The sequence below is a fragment of the Rhodopirellula maiorica SM1 genome (assembly GCF_000346295.1).
GTDB classification, from domain to species: domain Bacteria; phylum Planctomycetota; class Planctomycetia; order Pirellulales; family Pirellulaceae; genus Novipirellula; species Novipirellula maiorica.
The window spans coordinates 1-18,563 of sequence record NZ_ANOG01001026.1; the positions used below are offsets into that span (position 1 = coordinate 1).

10 protein-coding genes and 1 pseudogene are annotated in these 18,563 nt (G+C 55.4%); 6 read left to right on the forward strand and 5 right to left on the reverse strand.

Going from position 1 to position 18,563, the window contains the following annotated elements:
• Window positions 1-226, reverse strand: a pseudogene (locus RMSM_RS40320) (hypothetical protein); the annotation flags it as partial.
• On the opposite strand from RMSM_RS40320, the gene RMSM_RS33200 reads away from it, so the two are divergent.
• The gene (locus RMSM_RS33200) at window positions 214-1,254 is read left to right on the forward strand and encodes an extracellular solute-binding protein (RefSeq protein ID WP_008708117.1); all 1,041 of its coding nucleotides are present in this window, start codon (window positions 214-216) and stop codon (window positions 1,252-1,254) included. The pseudogene RMSM_RS40320 and the gene RMSM_RS33200 overlap by 13 nt on opposite strands.
• 365 nt (window positions 1,255-1,619) lie before the next feature.
• Here the strand turns inward: RMSM_RS33200 and RMSM_RS37675 are convergent, their stop codons facing one another.
• Window positions 1,620-2,207: a glycosyltransferase family 2 protein gene (locus tag RMSM_RS37675; RefSeq protein WP_008708120.1), complete on the reverse strand. Its 588-nt coding sequence runs from the start codon at window positions 2,205-2,207 to the stop codon at window positions 1,620-1,622.
• A 398-nt stretch (window positions 2,208-2,605) separates the two neighbouring features.
• On the opposite strand from RMSM_RS37675, the gene hisI reads away from it, so the two are divergent.
• The 3 genes from hisI to miaA all read left to right on the forward strand — a co-directional run bounded on the left by hisI (window position 2,606) and on the right by miaA (window position 4,766).
• Complete coding sequence (gene hisI / locus RMSM_RS33210; RefSeq protein WP_008708122.1) at window positions 2,606-3,010, forward strand: phosphoribosyl-AMP cyclohydrolase; 405 nt, start codon at window positions 2,606-2,608, stop codon at window positions 3,008-3,010.
• A gap of 124 nt (window positions 3,011-3,134) precedes the next feature.
• Entirely contained in the window at window positions 3,135-3,599 is a 465-nt protein-coding gene (locus tag RMSM_RS33215; RefSeq protein ID WP_008708124.1) for a RidA family protein, read from the forward strand.
• Window positions 3,600-3,845: 246 nt separating this feature from the next.
• Window positions 3,846-4,766: a tRNA (adenosine(37)-N6)-dimethylallyltransferase MiaA gene (miaA, locus tag RMSM_RS33220; RefSeq protein WP_236622405.1), complete on the forward strand. Its 921-nt coding sequence runs from the start codon at window positions 3,846-3,848 to the stop codon at window positions 4,764-4,766.
• Here the strand turns inward: miaA and RMSM_RS33225 are convergent.
• Together RMSM_RS33225 and RMSM_RS33230 are read right to left on the reverse strand one after the other, a co-directional pair.
• Window positions 4,763-6,733: a RecQ family ATP-dependent DNA helicase gene (locus RMSM_RS33225; RefSeq protein ID WP_063870294.1), complete on the reverse strand. Its 1,971-nt coding sequence runs from the start codon at window positions 6,731-6,733 to the stop codon at window positions 4,763-4,765. The two genes, miaA and RMSM_RS33225, sit on opposite strands and share 4 nt — an antisense overlap.
• A gap of 62 nt (window positions 6,734-6,795) precedes the next feature.
• On the reverse strand, window positions 6,796-12,960 hold the full coding sequence (locus RMSM_RS33230; RefSeq protein WP_081614424.1) for a cadherin domain-containing protein: 6,165 nt from the start codon (window positions 12,958-12,960) through the stop codon (window positions 6,796-6,798).
• Between the two features lie 343 nt (window positions 12,961-13,303).
• On the opposite strand from RMSM_RS33230, the gene RMSM_RS33235 reads away from it, so the two are divergent.
• Together RMSM_RS33235 and RMSM_RS33240 are read left to right on the forward strand one after the other, a co-directional pair.
• A complete protein-coding gene (locus tag RMSM_RS33235; protein WP_008708132.1) occupies window positions 13,304-14,350 on the forward strand; it encodes an exonuclease domain-containing protein in 1,047 nt (348 codons plus the stop codon).
• Between the two features lie 96 nt (window positions 14,351-14,446).
• Complete coding sequence (locus RMSM_RS33240; RefSeq protein WP_008708135.1) at window positions 14,447-15,025, forward strand: pyroglutamyl-peptidase I; 579 nt, start codon at window positions 14,447-14,449, stop codon at window positions 15,023-15,025.
• A gap of 553 nt (window positions 15,026-15,578) precedes the next feature.
• Here the strand turns inward: RMSM_RS33240 and RMSM_RS33245 are convergent.
• The coding region (locus tag RMSM_RS33245) for a general secretion pathway protein GspD (RefSeq protein WP_081614425.1) at window positions 15,579-18,563 on the reverse strand (2,985 nt) is incomplete at its 5' end.

Consider the following 18,563-nt stretch of genomic DNA (forward strand, 5'->3'; position numbering starts at 1 on the left):
ATGAATCGAGGGCATGTTCGGGCAGTCCCCAAAACGCACGCCATTGGTCAACGGCCGAATCAAACGAGCTGACCCATTGGTTGATCTCGGATTCCGATGCGACATCCGAAGTGATTTCGATATGTTGACCCCTCGCTTTGACAAAGTCGTCTGCGTGGGTGGCGTGAGCCATCCCGCTGAAAAGCACCCCTGCCACCAACCCGATTTGAAATAGTGTTCCATTCATACGCTCAGTTTACTTCGTTTCTGGTTCTCTGTTCAGCACTGCTCTCTGCGAGCGGTTGCGTCCAACGCGCCGAGAGTGATGTCGTGGTCTACTCGGCACTGGACGAAGAGTTTGCCGCCCCAATCTTGGATGCGTTCGAGCGCTCGACGGATCAGGAAACCAGTGTGATTCGCAAGTTTGATGTCGAATCGACCAAGACGGTGGGGTTGGTCAACCGCATCATTGCGGAGCAAGACGCGCCGGTGTGCGATTTGTTTTGGAACAATGAAATCATGCATACCGTGCGGCTGCAGAAATTGGGGCTGCTCGAGAAACGGTCCTGGAATGTTGATCCAGGGTGGCCCTCCGATATGATCGCCAGCGATGGGACATGGTGTGGATTTGCCGCCCGAGCTCGCGTGTTGCTGGTGAACACCGATCTGATCCCGGACGCCAGCGAGTATCCAGATTCGGTTGCCGATTTGGCCGACGAAAAATGGAAGGGGCAATGTGCGATGGCGCGGCCGTTGTTTGGTACCACGGCAACGCATTTCGCGGTTTTGCGTGAAATCCAGGGACGGGAAGCGACACTCAAACTACTGACTCAAATTCGTGACAACGCGGTGATCCTGTCAGGCAACAAACAAGTGGCTCAAGCCGTTTCGTCGGGTACGGTCGCCTGGGGCTTAACTGATACCGACGATGCGGTCATCGAACGCGATTTGGGCCGCTCGGTGGCAATCGTTTATCCGGATCAATCGTCCGATCAACCTGGGACGTTGCGAATCCCCAATACGATTGCGGTGCTAAAGAACGCGCCCCACTCGGTCGCCGCCGGATTGTTGGCGGATTATTTGGTTCGCCCCGAAACCGAAGACCGCTTGGCGATGGGCGACAGCAGTCAATTGCCGCTCTTTCGCGATGCCAAATTTCCACCGCGTGTATTGCCAGAGACTCCGGTGCGGTGGATGCAGGCCGATTTTGAAAACGCAGCGGACGACTGGGAGTCGTGGGCCAGCGAACTCAACGATTTAGGCTTGGGCAAATAGCATTTCGTAGCGAGAGGTCTCGCGTGACCTCCGCTTCGCTAAAAAACACCAACGGATTCGGAAAACGCTTCAGGGCGTACGTCTAAACGACGAAGCAGGTAGGCAGGAATCATTGGGTGAATCACGTTAGCCGCTTGGACGCTTGCCCCGGTTGATTTAATGCAGTTTCCTGTGGCAAGAGGTGGCTGATGGATTACCTCGTCCGTCATGGGGGTATTCGACGGACTAGGAAGTCCATCGTACGACTCAATCAACAGCCTGCTAGCCCCGGTTGAATGTCGGAACCGTGGCTAGCGCCAAAGCGGCCAACCGGTTGTACCCAATGATTCCTGCTTAGCTGCCTACCTGGCTTAGCGTATCGCGGTTTAGTTGACCAGCGACGCCGTTCGCAATGTTTCGCCCTGCAATCGAATTCTGTCTCCGCTGGGACCGGCGAGTCGCTGTAGATGGGGGCGGCGGACCATTTGTAGGCAGGATGTTTCGTCGCCCTCGGGTGCGTCGTCCATCTGCAAGTCGGCGGACGTTCCCCAGGCTCGCAGACGCCGCAGCAACTCGGCGGCGATCGGTTCGGTTTTGCTCTCGGCTCGCGCTGCAACCACCGAGTGATCTTCGCTCAGCTCTAACAATCTCTGCACGTCCTCGATGCGAATCGATGTATCGGATTCTTGGATGAACACCAATTCGCCTGTGGCTCGTTCGAGTCCGGTTTGCCCAGCCGCCTCCAGCCCCCGCGGCCGGCTATGGCGTACCACGCGGACTTGAGGGCATTCTTGTTGCAGTTTGTCGAGGACCTCGGGGGTCGCATCGCGGCTGCCATCATCCACGACCACGACTTCCACCGTATCACGCGTCAGTTTGGCGAGTCCTACGATCACTTTTTCGACTCGAGCGACGATCCGGTTTTCACCATCGCGAACCACAAGGACAACGGAAAGCTTGGCGGGGGTGGACATGATGCATCAAACTCCGGTCCTGAAAATCGGTGGTGCGGGAAAGCCACTACCAGCAAGGACGCGGACAGGAAGCTTGCGGGCTGCACTCTGCGACTCTGGCTGTTTTTAGGTTTCGCCCGTTGAAGCTGGCTTCACGAACATCGCTTCACGATTCGGGTCTAACCTGTAGTGCTAGTCTTCGGCAGCCCGCAGGATCGCAATGCATGCAAGTACGTATGAATCCGAATGTTCCAGTCGTTCCGCTGCTGCGGGTTCGCTCTATAATGCGTTTGTTCGCTGCCCCAAACGGCAACGCTGCTGCCTAACGGCAACGCTGTGAAATGCTTTGCGGCACCAACCCGAAGGGGCTGGCTGCATCATCAAATCCTCTCACTTTCAAGAAACAATACTGATTCGCCATGTCCACCGATGATTCTGCGATTCCCAATTTCAACCGCGGTACCAACGGCTTGTTGCCGGCGATTGCCCAAGACGCCGCCAGCAATCGTGTGTTGATGATGGCGTGGATGAATCACGAAGCTTGGCAAGAAACGCTGCAATCGGGTTACGCGGTTTATTTCAGCCGCAGTCGCAACCAGCTGTGGCGAAAAGGCGAAACGAGTGGGCATCAGCAACGGGTTGTCGAAATTCGTGTGGATTGTGACGCCGATACGATCCTGTTGAAAGTTCAGCAGAAGGGAGCCGCGTGTCACGAAGGTTTCCAAAGCTGCTTCTTTCGCACGGTCGGGGCGGATGGTACCGCAGTGGTGGCCGACGAGCGATTGGTCGACCCCGACTCGGTCTATGGAAAAAAGTCTTCTTGAAAATGCGAGCCGCAGACGCGTTGGAAAGCGTGCGCGAACCGGGTACGCTTTGCTTCTTGACCGACGTCATATCGACTCGCCATTCCCAACCCCTCCCTCGATCCAACTCGGAGTCTCCAATCTGATGAGTGCCGAAGCAAAGCTAAAAGAACTCGGAATCGAACTGCCCACGCCACCCAAACCGGTTGGCGTTTACAAACCGCTCGTGATCGCGGGAAACATGGCCTATCTGTCGGGCCACGGCCCGCTGAAGCCCGATAAATCCTTGATCACCGGACGGCTTGGCTTGGATATGGATGTCGACGCTGGTTACGAAGCAGCTCGGTTGACCGGGATGGGCATGTTGGCAACGCTACAAACTCATCTGGGCAGCCTCGACAAGGTCACTCGTTTGGTCAAACTGCTCGGCTTGGTTCGCTGTACCGACGACTTCGATAAGCAGCCTGCGGTAATCAACGGTTGTAGCGAACTGTTCCGCGACGTGTTTGGCGAAGACGCCGGTGTGGCCGCGCGAAGTGCCTTGGGGACCAACGCATTGCCGGGTGGAATCTCCGTGGAAATCGAAGCTATTTTCGAAGTCCAAGTCTAAGCAACGAAGAGTAGTGGACAGCGATCTCACGATTCCATTTGCGTAATTTCGCAACCGGTTTGACACCGGTTTATAATGGTTCTCGGGTACAGACAGTGGATGCCCCCATCATTGTGAGTAGGCTGGCCTTGTGAAAAAGTGCTCTTGAAAAAATGCTCGTGAAAGAATGCTTGTGGCAAAATGACTGAGCGGACGAACGTACAATCGGAACCGACCACGTTCCCGCCGCTGGTTGATCGTGCCATCATGATCACTGGACCCACTGCATCGGGCAAAAGCGCTGTCGCGATGCAGTTGGCTCGGATTATTGGGGGCGAGGTGCTCTCGCTCGATTCGGTGGCCGTGTACCGCGACATGGACATCGGCAGTGCGAAGCCGACTCGCGAAGATCGCCAAAGCGTGCCGCATCACCTGATCGACTTGGTCGATCCCACCGATGAATTCAGCGTGGTGTGTTACTTGCAAGCCGCCCACGCGATCGTCGATCGACTTGCGGCCGAGGGGAAACCGGCAATCTTTGTCGGCGGCACTCCGATGTTTCTCAAAGGCGTGCTGCGAGGATTTGATCCCGGCCCGCCCGCGGATGAGGCGTTTCGCCAATCGGTCACGAAAGATGTCGAGCAGTTTGGAATTGCGGCGCTGCGAAAGCGGTTGCAACAAGTCGATCCTTTGGCTGCCCATCGCATTGATCCAGGCGACGTGCGGCGAATGATCCGCGCGCTCGAAGTGGCCTACCAAACCGGTCAACCACTGAGTCATCGACAGCTCCAATTTGATCAAGTGCGTGACGCATCGGATTGCAACGTGTTCCGGTTGGGGTGGGATCGCAAACAATTGCATGATCGGATCAACCAGCGAGTCGAACAGATGTTCGTCCACGGTTTTGTTGACGAAGTCCGTGGGCTGACCGCGAAATATGGTGAACTTTCGCGAACCGCGGCCCAGGCCGTCGGGTATCGCGAGTTGATCGAGTGTTTGACACAGTCGGGAGACCTCCAGCAGACAAAGCAAGAAATTGCAGCCCATACGCGTCAAATGGCAAGACGCCAGGAGACATGGTTTCGGTCGTTTGCCGAAATTCGCACGATCGAGGTCAGCGAACCGCTCGACGCGGAATCCACCGCAGCGCATATCCACAGCCAACTCGTCAACGCCAACCGTCCTTAGTCGCGTTCGCCTCCCACATCTCGTAACACGTCGGCAAACGGCATTTCGCTGCATACCCCAAAGTGCGGTTCACGTGTCATCCGCGACCGAATCATTGCGGGCGTCGACAATCCGCACAAAAATCTTGCTCGTTGTCGTGCGGTGACCATGCGATCGGGGTACTTTGCAATCATCTCGTCGACGATCCGGGGCGCCGATCCGCCGAGTGATCGTGGCGATGCCTGCGGGATCTCAAACGGTCCCTCACCAAGACAGTAGCTGCAGTGACCGCAATCCTGTTTGATCTCGTCGCCAAAATGGGCCGCAAGCGTGGCGGCTTGGCACGACCGAGCTGCGGCCAATTGCAACACCGCATCGAGCCGATTCACTTCACTGGCTTCGCGCTGCACCATCCGCTCGGTCAATTTGTCTGCCAGACGGTTTGCGTTCTTGGGCTCCTTGATCCAGCGATATCCGTGCACAAGATCACTGACTTTGACCTCGAGCCAACCACGCTCGGCCATCCACTGGATCGCCGATACGATCGATTTACGATCGGTTTGCAATCGATTGGCCGCCAACGTGACATTCAATATGAACCACGTTCGCCCTTTGGTTAAATGAGACAACACAGCCGCAATGAAGGGCCGTCGTTGATCATCGACTTGTTTCAAAATTGAATTTAAAGTGACGATGGGGTGGATCTTGTACTTTTCGTAGCGAGGTGATGTTGCTTGTAAGTAGCCGTCCAGTTCCAAGTAGGTCAACAAGGTGCGGACGACCGAAATGCGGATATCGGATTCCGCGGACAAGCGGTATTGCGACACAAAGAATTCGTCACGATTGCCTTGCAGTAACGCGATCATCTGACGCACGGCTGATCGCGAAGGCGTGTCACCATAAGCAAAGTTGTCGATCGTGACTCGGTCCTCCGGAACAACGATCAGTTCACACAGCGATGGTTTTCCGTCTCGCCCTGCACGGCCGATTTCTTGGGCGTAGGCTTCGAGCGATTTGGGCGGATTGAAGTGATAGACGTAGCGAATATTCGACTTGTCGATGCCCATCCCAAAGGCGATCGTGGCAACCACCACGTCCTTCTTTGACTTCTGAAATGATTGTTGCACCTGCATGCGTCTGTCGATTTCCAGACCGGCATGGTAGGCGGTGGCGCGGATGCCATCGTCAACGAGACGCTCAGCGATGTCCTCAGCAGCACGTTGCGTGGTGACATAAACAAGCGTGGCGCCGGCAGGCCGCGAATTGATTTGAGAACGCAGGTGTGGGTATTGAGCTTCGCTGTCTAAAACGATGCTTCGCAAATGCAGGTTCGGGCGATGGAATGGAGTTCGAATCGCATCCCGGCTGGCGATCCCAAACGCCTTTCGGATGTCGGCCAAAACGCTCGGCGTCGCGGTCGCGGTCAACGCCAGAATCCGTTCGGCCGAAAATCGCTGAGTTAATTCCGCCAATTTCAAATAGTCGGGGCGAAAGTTGTGCCCCCACTGGCTGATGCAATGCGCCTCGTCAATCGCAAACAGCGATATCCGCAGCGTCGATAGTAACGCGATAAACTGTTCGTTGAAAAAACGTTCCGGAGCGACGTACAGCAGTTTGACATGCCCATCGCGGATGCTCTGCACGGCATCGCGAAACTCGGCAGCCGTTTGAGTTGAATCGAGCCGGATCGCGCCGATGCCCCGCTTTTGCAGCGAGTCGCATTGGTCTTTCATCAACGCAATCAGCGGCGATACCACAATCGTGATGCCGGGAAATAGCAAGCTCGGCAATTGATAGCAAAGGCTTTTGCCACCGCCGGTGGGGAATACCGCAGCCACGCAGCGGCCCTGCAGAAGCCGCTGGATGACAGCCCGCTGGCCGCGTCGAAACGAGCGAAGTTGGAAACGTTCGCGCAGCACATCGCGTGGGTCGATTGCTTCCAGATCTAACGACTTGGAAGCGTTCGTCGCTGAGCCCTCAGTTTCCATTACCTGTTCCACGTTTGATCACTGTCAATCGTGGGTATCGTAGCAGAAACAGCAGTTCTTGATCAGAACAGTGTCGATTCGGACAACAGATCGGCAAGCGCCAAATCGTTGGCTTTGTCCCGGTCATCAAGATCGTCTTGGGCAACGACCGATGGCGGCGCGAGGAACTCGGATTCAGCCGAGGCCGTTCGCAGTTTTAGCCCGTTGATCACCAATAGAGCGTCCAACGCCGTGACGAGGTTGTCACCATTGACATCCACAAAACCGTTGAACGAACTAGGGATCGTCGTGATCGGCCCAGCACCATTGAGATTAATAAAGTTAATCACGCGAAGCGCGTCATTGGTGGTGACATTACCGTTATCGTCCACATCCAGCGGATCGGCTTGTTTTTTGAATGGTGTTTGACCAAAGCCGACGTCGATTGTGAACGAGAAGGTGTTGAACAAGTCAACCAATCCGGCTTCGAAGGCCCGGATCGTCAACGGATAGCTTCCCACCATCGTTGGCGATGGGGTTCCAGTAAACGTTTGCGTGGCAGCATCAAATCGCAGCCACGGCGGAAGGAATCCGTTGGCATCGAACACGGTGATCGTGAACGATCCGCCCTCGGGATCGGAAACAAAATTATCAGGCAGTTGGAAGTGGAATCGTTTGCCGCTTTCTGCGCTCGGGATATTCAATGTGGTCGTGAATACCGGCGCCTCGTTGACGTTATTGACATGCACATCAATCGTCTTCACTTGCACGCCGCCTCGTGTGTCGACAGCGCGAATTTCAAGTGTCAGATCGGGCACCGTTTCGGCGTCAAATTCGGCACCCGCAGCCACACGCAATCTACCCGTACTAGGGTTGATCACAAACAATTCTGAGGCGGTTCCGCCGTTGATCGACAACGTCACTGAATCGCCTCGGTCAGCGTCACTAAACCGAATCAAAGCGACCTCGTCACCTGGTTGGGCGGCTTCGGAAACATTGAACTGGTTCGTCAAAATCACCGGGGCATCGTTGCGATCGAGCACTTGGATTCGCAATGTTTGCCGGAGCGTTTCGCTCTGGCCGGTGGTGTCGGTGATATCGAATGGCAGTTCAATGACACGACGTGATTCAAAGTCGAGGTTGGCGTTCTCCGCGACTCGCAGTTCGCCGGTTGCAGGATCGAAGACAAAGTTCGCTGCGGCATTTGTGGGCACCATCGCGATCGTGTGAATGGCCGGAGCCCCTTCGGGATCAACCACTGACAGAATCGTCACCAGATCATTCGCTGCGGCGTTTTCGGGCAGATCCACGCTATTGGTGTTGAGCGTGGCGGATTCATTGATGTCAGTGATCTCGATATTCATCGTGGTTCGGGTCGACAGCGGCGGGGTACCGTTGTCGGCGACAAGAATATCAAGCGTGTAGCTCGATTCGGTCTCGAAATCGAGTTCCGTCGATTCCAGAACGAAAAGTTGGCCACCGCGGGTCAGTCGAAACAGCCCCGATCCTGATCCACCGGTGATCTCGAATCGGTGACTTTGGCCAACATCCGAATCGTTGACCTGGAGCGACGCGATTTGTCCTGTCGTGTTTTCAGCAATGGAAAGCGACGTGGTGCGAAGCTGCGGTGCATCGTTTTCGTCCTCGATGACGATCTGTTTGGTAAACGTCGTTACCGCGGGCGGGACCGCACTGTCGCTGACCTCGAGATCCAATGTCAAAACATTGGCGGTTTCAAAGTCGATCACGGCTGTATCTTTTAGGCGGACGACTCCGGTGGTGGGATGCACATCTAGGATCGAAGCGGCCGTCCCGCCGGTGACGGTAAAGGACAGTGTTTGATTGCGTTCGGTGTCGGGTTCGACAGCTGCGATTACCCCAACTTCATCGCCTGGCGTTGAGCCTTCGGGGATCAACAATGGTTCACGATTCACGACGGGAGCTTCGTTCACATCCTCAACGGTCAACACCACACGTGAGATCGCCGACGCGTTTAGCGAGTCGGTGACCAGCACGCTGAAGCGGACTTCGGGACTGGTTTCAAAATCGGGATGGGCGCCGGAGGCAAAGCTTAATTCCCCCGTGAAAGGGTGAATGACAATGCCAAGGTCGGCACCGTTGGCGTCCGTGTTGTTGAGCAGCGAGAATCGAATCTCCTGGCCATCAATGTCGCTGGCGACGATCGTGCCAAAGACCTCTCCGGACGCAATGTCCTCTTGAATGGTAAAGCGGGTTTCGTTCTGCACCGTCGGCGCAGAGTTGCCTCGGACGTCATCAATAAATTCAAAGTTCTCGTATCGAGTTACTTCGATCGGTTTCGGTTCGGCTCCGACCAACGGTGTGATCCCAGAGGTGCTTTCGACGGTGATGTCATAAGCACCTGGGAACAGATTGGTGATCTCGTAAACCCCGTTTTCATCGGTAACGTCAAAGGGTTCACTTTGCGTGTAAACCAGACGGTCAAAGCGTCCGAAAGAGGTGCCGCCTTGGAAGTTGTCGCTATAAGCAAGCGCGTAAGCGATTTCTTCGGTCGGAAACGACAGAGAAATCGTTTCTCTCGCACTGCTGATCAACCGATTGCTGCGGACGAACCCGAGCAACTCTCCGGCTGCGTTGTAGGCTTCGAGCCGACCGTATGTCACGCTCAGCGACGAGTCGTTGGCAATCGCATCAATCGCGATGGCTGACACGGGGCGAAAGAAATCGAAGCGAAGCCGACTGCTGCTGGTGAACCAATCGATCCCGCCACGGGCAAAAATACGGTTCTGTAGCGTGATCGGGAAATTGTATTGGTTTTCCGAGGTTACGTTGTCGTCAAAGTTGTCGCCAAAAGTCACTTCGCTGATCGAAACCCCAGGCGCCGCGTGCAGCAGATTTTTTTCGATCACGACGCCACTAATCGGATCTCGTTCGATCAAGTCATCGGGTTCAACGACATGCGTCAAAACATCGAGGGTGCCGTTCTGATTGGTGTCGGCAAAAACGGTCAAACCGGCTGCAGGCACTGGATCGCGTGATGGACCATCGCCTTGCGGAGGGCTCTCGAACAACGTTCCGCGAACACCGCCGACGAAGTTGCTGGTGCCCAAGTGGTCAAGCGGCAAACCTTGGAACTGGACGGGGGCGGGCGGACCAAAGAAGCCCGAGACGATGCTTAGATCGGTGGACGAGCCTTGGGTTCGACCTGCGACCCAATCCTCGACATCGCTGCCAATCGAATCGCCAATTCGGCCCGCGTATTCAACGTCGTTACTGTACACGATGGGAACGCCTGGACGTGTGGTGATGCGTTTGGATCCGAGGCTTCCATCAACAAAAACGATATTGCCATAAGCAACATCCACACTCGTGGAAAAACTTTGCAGGGAGAACGAATCAAACGTTTTCCATTCGCTCGCGACACCGTCGTTGTCAATCAGACCATCATTGTCGAGGTCAATATCGTCCGCAATCGTCGGGGCGACATCGCTTTGGATCAACATGTAGGTCCAACCGCCGCTGGATGAAAACACTGCAGAGTCGCTGGTGTGAATTCCGCCGGGCAGTCCCGAGAAGTCCGTGGTCGTCGATTGCAGCACAGCTGATTCGGGATCGATGTCGTAAATATTACCCGACGTGATAATCGCCAGGAAACCATTGTCACCGAGCGGCTGATTGCTGAGATCAAAAACTTGCCCCACTTCCCCTTCGTTTAAAAAGTCTTCGCGGACAATCACAAAGTAAGTGTTGTCACCAATTCGTCCTCCCTTGGGACCTCGCAGTTCAATGTAAGGGTTGGTGTCGCCGTAAAACTCGTTGATCACCAATTCGCCAGGGCGGACCTCGGGCTCGATCCGAGCCGTGATGGTTGACGCAGGCAGGTTGACCCAAGCGGGATCCGAAAGCGTCGCGTCAACCGAGATCACGATGTCCGACATCCCAAGCGGTGCGGAATCAACAAGATCAATCGCGACTGTTTGCGGAATTTGCCAATTGTCAGGCGTAAATACCAAGCTGGATGTTACTGGCAAAAGTTGCAGCGGATTTGTCGTGATATTAATAGCCACATCGGTCGCGGGCCGCGTGTCTAGCGTGATCAGGAATTCGTCTCGTCGAACCGACGACGAAAACACGGTTTCGAAATCGGTCTCGGTGACCGTTACGCCGATAATGGCATTGGTCAGTGCGAAATCAGCAGTGATCGCGGCGCGATCGGTGACCGTGACACGATGCGCCACGTCGCCAAGTCGCGAGTAGAACAACGACTCCGATGGCACCGCTTCGGATGCCGAGAATCCAGCGGTGATTTGCCCGGTGTCGGGATTGGCAAACAGTGCCGTGCGTTGACCCGCGCTGCCTTGATCCAACATCACAAATTGAGTGCCATTGAACGACAACGAAAAACTGTCCAGCGTTCGTGAGGCAGTGCCAAGCAGTTGACCATTGCCAAGCAGGTCGAATTCAAAGAAGCGATCGTTTGTATTGTCAAATCCGACGATGCGTTGGTTGACGGAATCGAACGTTAAATCGCTGACGTTACCCAGCCCGCCAAGCGAGGTACCGACGGGGACCAACAGACCGCTGGTGCGATCAAAGATTGCGAGTTGTTGTTCGCTTGGTGCGATTGCACTGCGAGTGACCGTATAGATCGTGTCGGTCGATGCATCGTAGGCGAGCCCCGCCGCAATTTCGTTCGCCAGCGTCGCGACCAAACTTTCTTGGCCGGTCAGCGGATCAATCGTATAGATCGAATCGGTGACAAAATTCGATCCGTAGAACGTGCCGTCATTGGTTCGCACCAATCCGTAGATCGGCCGAGTCGATGGAGTGCCGATCCGGCGTACCGTGCCATCCAACGACATTTCAAATAGCTGGGTTTTGTCGCTGTTGGCAGGATACGAGGTGCCAAAATAAGCGTTCGGCGACGATTGGTAGAAGCCGCGTGGAATCACTTGGCGAACCGTGTAGTCGCCGACGGCAACATCGGTGAAAGCATAGCGTCCGACATCATCCGTGGTTTGGGTCCGTTCGCCAAGATCCAATTCGCCGTTATTGTTCGCGTCAATGTAGATCTCGATGCCGCTTAGATTGTCTTCGCTCGTTTCCTGAATCCCATTTTCGTTGACATCAAACCAGACTTGGCCTTCGATGGCGCCCGCCGGTGGTGGTGGTGGCGGCGGCGTGATGCCAAAGTCGAATCCTGTCACGTTGTCGGCCGCGGTTAGGTTTACGCGGTGGGCAACGTTACCTCCTGCGGCAAACGTGAGCGCGTCGGATCCCAGTGCGGTCGAAGCGTTAAAACCACTGCTGACCACGCCGGTATCAGGGTTGACGATCAGCGTCGCCTGCTTGTTGGCGTCGGCGTTGTCAAACATGACAAACTCCGTTCCATTGAATGCCAACGCGAAACTGTCAATCGGCTGCTGCGTCGTAGCCAACAGTTGACCGGTTCCATTGAGATCAAACGCTAGGAATTGATCATTCGTATTATCGAAACCCACCACGCGACGGTTAACCGTGTCGAAGGTCAAATCGCTGGCGCCGCCCGGCAAGTCCAGCCCGTTTGTCGAAACCTCTGTCAACGTGCCGGTCACGCGGTCGAGAGTATGCAGCGTGCGAATGCTGGCCGATCCCGGCGTCAGCGCCAGCGTGTAGATCGTGTCGGTTAGCGGGTCATAGGCCAGCCCGGCAGAACCGGCCGATCCAGGTGGAGAGATCTGCGTTTCGCCACCGGTTTGTGGATCGATCTGATAGAAACCGGCACCGGCCTGGAATCCCGCTGCAAAGAACTCGCCATTATTGGTGCGAATCAGTCCTCGGATCGACGTGGATTGCGGGGCTCCTAGCAAAAACGCTTCACCGTTTTCGCTCATCTGATATAGCTGAGTCGATCCAGACGGGGTGTTGGAAAAGGTCGTGCCAAAATAGGCACTCGGACTGGTTTGTCGTAGATTGCCTGAGTCAACACGTATCGTCTGAGTTCCCGCGGCAAGGTTGTCGAATTGGTATTGCCCCAGAGCATCGGTTTGTACCGCGGTTTCAGTCGCATCGAATTGGCTGTTGTCATTCGCATCGACATAAACGCGAACATTGGGTACGCCGACTTCGGCCGCGTTGTGGATGCCGTCACCGTTATCGTCCTGGAAAACCTCGCCCGCCAGAACCGCCAGCAATTGCCGTGATTCCAATCTTTCTAAGCTTCGTCGGCGGCGCTGCGGCCGCGGTGATCGTTTCTTACTGCGGGCAAATCGATTTCTAGGATTAGGCATGGCAATGAACGTTAAAAAGAAAGGGAATGAATAGAAGGAGAGTGTATCACCAAATCAGCAGGATGATTGCGAGTGCCATCGTGGGGCAAGTGGATCGGAGCGAAGGGGAACGGAGGCAAACGGAACGGGGCGAGGGGAATTCTCGAAACGAGAACGACCCCTTAGAATAAGTATGCCCGTCGTCGGGAACAACTAAAATCATGAGGAATCGGTAGAGAGAAAAAGCAGACCGGGAGTTCCACTTTAGAACCGCGACCTCGGGATGAGCTCTCTATCGTATCGCTATCTTGTTGTGTTTGCAGTTTTCGAATTGTGTTTTTGAAGTCATGGAATCGGGGCCGGGATGAACTTTGCAGCGAATTTCACTGCCATCGACTTTGAAACGGCGACCCATCGATCCGACAGCGCATGTCAACTTGCCGGCGTCGTCGTTCGCGACGGCGTCGTGGTCGATTCGAAAGTCTGGCTGATCCGTCCCAAGCCGTTTTACTTTAGCCCGGCTAACATTCAGATTCACGGGATTTCTGCGGATCAAGTTCGCGATCAACCTGAGTTTGGCGAGCTTTGGCCCGAGGTTGCCGAGTTCCTCAAACTGACGTCCGGCGCTCACGACGACAAACCAGAGTGCCTTGTCGCTCACAACGCCAGCTTCGATATCGGGGTGATGATGGGATGTTTGCACACTCATCGCATTCCAGTACCTGATCTTCAGTACACCTGTACGCGGGCAATCGCTCGCCAAGTCTGGCCCAGTCGGCCGCGATTTGGGCTCAAACCGTTGGCGGATTGGCTGGGGATCCGGTTTCGGCACCATGATGCGCTCGAAGATTCGCAGGTCTGTGCCAAGATTTTGATGGCAGCGGGGATCCAAGCCGGCGCCGGGACGCTTGAGGAACTCGAGCAATCGACCAAGCTTTCCCGAGGCGTCGCCGGGGCTTGGGGAAAACGAGGCCCGTCAAAATCTCATTTTCGCCGCCCCAAGCGAAGCACAGCCTCATCCGCTTCGGCGTCGCGAACCGAATCTCGCATCGCGGAAACCGCTGCGGTCCAGGCTCAATTGAAACAGCAGTGGGATTTGCAGCGTTTGTTCGTCCGCGCCGAGTTCATTCGCCCGTTGGCGGGACAACGCGTCGTCTTTACTGGCCAACTGCGGCAACTCACTCGCGAGGATGCCGAGTCGCTGGCGATCCGCCTGGGCGGCACCTGTCAAACCTCGGTGACTCGTGAAACCGATCTGCTTGTCGTCGGCCAGACCGACAAACGGACAATCCAATCAGGCCGCACTATTAGCACCAAGGAACAGGCGGCGCGAGAGGTCCAGGCCGCCGGAGGAGAGATTCGAATCGTCAGCGAACACGAGTTTTTAGGCTTTGTCGTCGCTCCGACATAAACATTTTGGAGTTTTTGCCGACTATCTTTACAGGTGACCTATGCTTTCGAGTGACTGTATTTCCAGCCCAAAGCGTTATCACCTTGGAATGAACTTGTGACCCGTGTACTTCTGACGGCATTCGAGCCCTACGATCGATGGACCGAAAACTCGAGTTGGTTGGCTTTGATCGAACTGACTCAGTGGTATGACGGACAAGCGGATTTAACCACCCGGCGTTATCCGGTGGATCTGACGCAGATGAGCGTGCAGCTGAAAAAGGATTTGCAAGACGACTATGACATCGCCATCCATCTTGGCCAAGCGCCGGGGGCGACGCTGATCAAGCTTGAAGCGATCGGATTGAACGTTCGCAGCGATGGAACGCCGCTGCTGAAAGATGCGCCGGCCGCCTACCAGTCCTCACTGCCCTTGCCGCGTTGCCGTGACGCACTGGTCGAAGCCGGGATACCTTGCGAAGTCTCGCATCACGCAGGCACCTATCTATGTAACGCCGCGTTATATTTGAGCCAGCACTACTCGCACTCGTTTGCGATGAAGACTCAAAGCGTCTTTGTTCATCTGCCACTCTCGCCCGCCCAAGCCGCTCGCGACGCTGATCGTTTACCCAGCATGAGCACCCCGATGGTCAGCGCCGCACTGGCAATGATCATCGAAAACATGAGTGGCCAGTAGAGCCAGTTGCGGTTCGTGGTGCAGCTAAAGGTTGGGCAGGAAAATTAAGGGGGCATAAATATGTTCGAGCTTAGATGCCGCTAAATTTCTAGTGGAAACTATTCGCGTCGGAGCTGCGCAGAAAAGGTTAAAACATGGAGGGTTAAAAAATGGGGGAACGTGCGCACGTTCACGCTCGGTCGTGAATCACGACTGCTGTCTTACTCTTGCGGTCGCAACCATTTGTTCTGTCGACCCTTTTGCAATGCGGTCACCAGGCGAAGTTAGCTGAGAGCTCGGCGCGATTCGTATCGGCATCGTCTGCAAGAGTCGGCGTCGCTGGCACTCTCCCCTCAACGAAACAAGAAGAGACCGTGGGAGGTCATGATCGCGACGGACCAATCGTGCATCCCCATTTTCTAACCCTTCATCTTTTAACCTTATTCAGGCCCAACCCGTTCGTCAGAACAAATCAGTTCGAAGCAATTTTGTAACTGAGACGACACGAAAAAACGCCGGGCGTTTCCGTCCGGCGTTTTTCGTTTTTGTTATCGCTTTGGATTTGTTGCCAACGTTAGCGGTTGGGGTCGAATCCGGTTTGGGCGATCTCTTCTTCCTCTTGGATGATGATTCGTGGAGTCACCATCAACATCAAGCTTCGTGCATCCCGGCCCGTTGCAACGTTGCGGAACAGTCGGCTGATGTAAGGAATCTTGCTCAAGAACGGTAGACCGCGTTCGGATCGACCTTCGGCAAGTCGTTTGATTCCGCCCAGCAGAATCGTACCGCCGTCCGGCACACTGACCGTCGTGCTGACCTGGGTGAAGGCAAATGTCGGCAATTGAACCGTTGTACCTTCGACCACGTCGCTCGATGTGTCCGAGTCGGTTTCGTCGTTTTCGTCGATCACGCCGTCACCGTTGGTGTCGCGAGTCGTGTTGCTGTCGGTGTTCGTCGAACGTCGGCCTTCGAAGGTGAACGTGTCGACGTCGCCGATCTGGCTAAAGAACGGAACCAGCGTCAGGCGGACGAATCGTTTGTCATCGCTGACGATCCCTTGTACGTTCAACTGCGTGCCTTCGTTTAGCACCACGATGACCGGTTGTTGGGCGACCGCAAAGTCACCGACGACCGGCGTGATACTGGTCACGAACGGTCGCTGTGACACGTCGCTGATCGTTGCAAATTGTCCGTCGAACAGCGTGACCTTCGGAGCTTGCATGACGTTGTTACGGCTGTCGCCCTGGGCGGCTTGCAAGAAGAAGAAGGCTTCGATGTCGCTGAGGATCGCAAACCCAAGCGTCGAGATCGCACCGGCGTCAGGAGCACTGAACGGTGGCGTGACCCCAAAGTTGTTGTTTTGGAATTGCACGTCCAAGTCCGAGGTGATTCCACCAGGGCCGTTGAAGCCGATCGTGACCCCAGGGCCCGAGTCGTCTTGAGGCAAGCCGTTGGTGTTGTCATCGAATTGAACGTCAAAGTCGACACCGATCTGTTCAAAGAACGTATCCGAAAGCGTGATGAAGCGAACTTCGATCGTGATCTGCAGGTTCTGCAGACGACGCAGCGTCGTCAACAGGTCGGTGATCTGGTCGTGCACGTCACTGGTCGTGCTGATAACCAAGCTCAAGTTTTGTGGGTACGGAGCCATCGTGCTCGGGCCGCCAAGGGCTTCCCAAGTATCCGGTACCACGGTGGTTTCAATCAGGGTCATCAGCGAACCAAAGTCAGCAAACGAGCTGCCCCCACGTCCGCCGGTCGCTGCGGTCGGTGGATTGCCTGGGCCGAAGCCTCCTTGCGAACCCATCGGTGCAAATTGTCCCAACATGTTCGGTGCCATCTGTGACGGCGACATGCTGGCGGCCATACCGCGGCCCAAATCGGTAGCCGAAACCGGCATGATCTGGACATCGCTGTGCGGGCTGGACATTTGATAGGCTGCTCGCAGAGCTCCTGCCAATCCATCCTCGTAGCTGCTGGTGAAGTTCGGGATCGGAGTGACCAAGTCGGTCACACGATAGGTCTTTGGATAAACCTTGCTTCGCTTGGCTTCGAGGCTGGTGATGTTCAGAACGTCATTCTCAACCACATAGGTCAGTTCCAAGTTGGTCAGAATCAAGCTCAATGCACTCTTGAGCGGAATGCTCTTTTGCAGATTCAGATTCACCGGAGTATCGGGGGTGACGCGGACGGCCGACAACGATCGGCTATCCATCACGATCGGAACGCCGGTGACGGCCGACAGTTCGTCGAGCACTTCGTGCAGCGGACGGTTACGGTACTTGACGTTGACGTCGGTCGATAGCGAACGAGTGATCTCTTGCTCGCGAGCACTGAGGCGTTGGTCACCGCCGGTGTTGGCCAATCGACGTCGCGACAGATCTTCCCAGACGCGTGCATCTGGCAGAGCAAAGTTGCGTTCAGGATCGATCCCGATCGACGCTCGTTCGACATCAAGCATGTTGGTGACGAAGGCGTCTTCTTTGGCGTCGCTGATCTCTTGGTTCATCAAGCGGCGAACTTGCATGCGGGCGTTGTGGAACATCGTGATCGCGATTGGCGAACCTGGCTTCAATTCAGCGACTTGCTTGGCAACCACTTCGGCTTCGTTGAAACGTCGCTCTTCGATCAGTTGGTTGAATTCTTCGACCAATGTTGCGATCTCGTCATCCACAGCCGCTTCGCGTTGGGATTGGGTCGCCATCGTGGTGCGAACGGTTTCGTTTTCCAGTTCCAATTCGATATCGGCGCGGTTGCTTTCGACATACTGTTGTTGCTCTCGCAAGGCTTTGTCGACCATCACGGTCAATGAACGTCGGCTCGCTTCGTCAAGATCCGAAGTCTCAACACGTCGTTTCAGACGATCGAGTTGATCCAAAACGTCCATTGGTGCATTTGTTTTGGACTCGTGAGCTTTAGCCAATTCCGAAGTCACTTCGCGATACATGCGACGTGTCTTTTCTTGGTTCTCAATTTGAGCCTTTTCGATCGCGGTCAGTGGGACATTCGGGTCCTTGGCCGCCATCGATCCAATGCTGTTGGATTGCAACAACGTCAATTTGTCTTTCAGTTGGCGGCGTGTATCGAGGTCCAGCTCGGCTTCGTATTTCCATGCTTCCAAGAACTTTTCACGAGCGGCGACCTTGTTACCTTGAGTCAACAGGTCCAATCCGTCTTGATAGGCTTGGGTCGCAACGCTCGAGTTGCTCGATGGCAGCGGTTCCGTGTTTTGAACTTGCGAAATGCCGTTGGCGGGTTGGTCGCCGTTGAACAGCATCTGTGCTACGGCACTCGCATTGATGTCGTCGCTGGTTCCGCCGGCTTGCCGAACGGGTGATGTGTTGGTTGGTGAAGTGCCGCTGGTCAGCGCGACTCCGCTTTTGCGTGCCGCCGATTCGGCATCCAACAACAGCTGCCAAACGCGTGGCTCGCCGGTGGTGAATTCACGTTCAGGAACGTTCAGCGATTGGGCTTGTCGTGCCAGTGTCAACGCGGTCGAGGCATCACCTCGGTCTAGCGAAGCGCGTCCGATCGCAAGCAAACGCAAGGCTTCTTGTTT

Excerpts from the sequence above, each read along its gene's own strand:
- hisI (WP_008708122.1), top strand. The coding sequence starts at position 2,606 with ATGTCCACCGATGATTCTGCGATTCCCAATTTCAACCGCGGTACCAAC.
- RMSM_RS33235 (WP_008708132.1), top strand. The coding sequence starts at position 13,304 with ATGAACTTTGCAGCGAATTTCACTGCCATCGACTTTGAAACGGCGACC.
- RMSM_RS33225 (WP_063870294.1), bottom strand. The coding sequence starts at position 6,733 with ATGGAAACTGAGGGCTCAGCGACGAACGCTTCCAAGTCGTTAGATCTG.
- RMSM_RS33230 (WP_081614424.1), bottom strand. The coding sequence starts at position 12,960 with ATGCCTAATCCTAGAAATCGATTTGCCCGCAGTAAGAAACGATCACCG.
- RMSM_RS33215 (WP_008708124.1), top strand. The coding sequence starts at position 3,135 with ATGAGTGCCGAAGCAAAGCTAAAAGAACTCGGAATCGAACTGCCCACG.
- miaA (WP_236622405.1), top strand. The coding sequence starts at position 3,846 with ATGATCACTGGACCCACTGCATCGGGCAAAAGCGCTGTCGCGATGCAG.
- RMSM_RS37675 (WP_008708120.1), bottom strand. The coding sequence starts at position 2,207 with ATGTCCACCCCCGCCAAGCTTTCCGTTGTCCTTGTGGTTCGCGATGGT.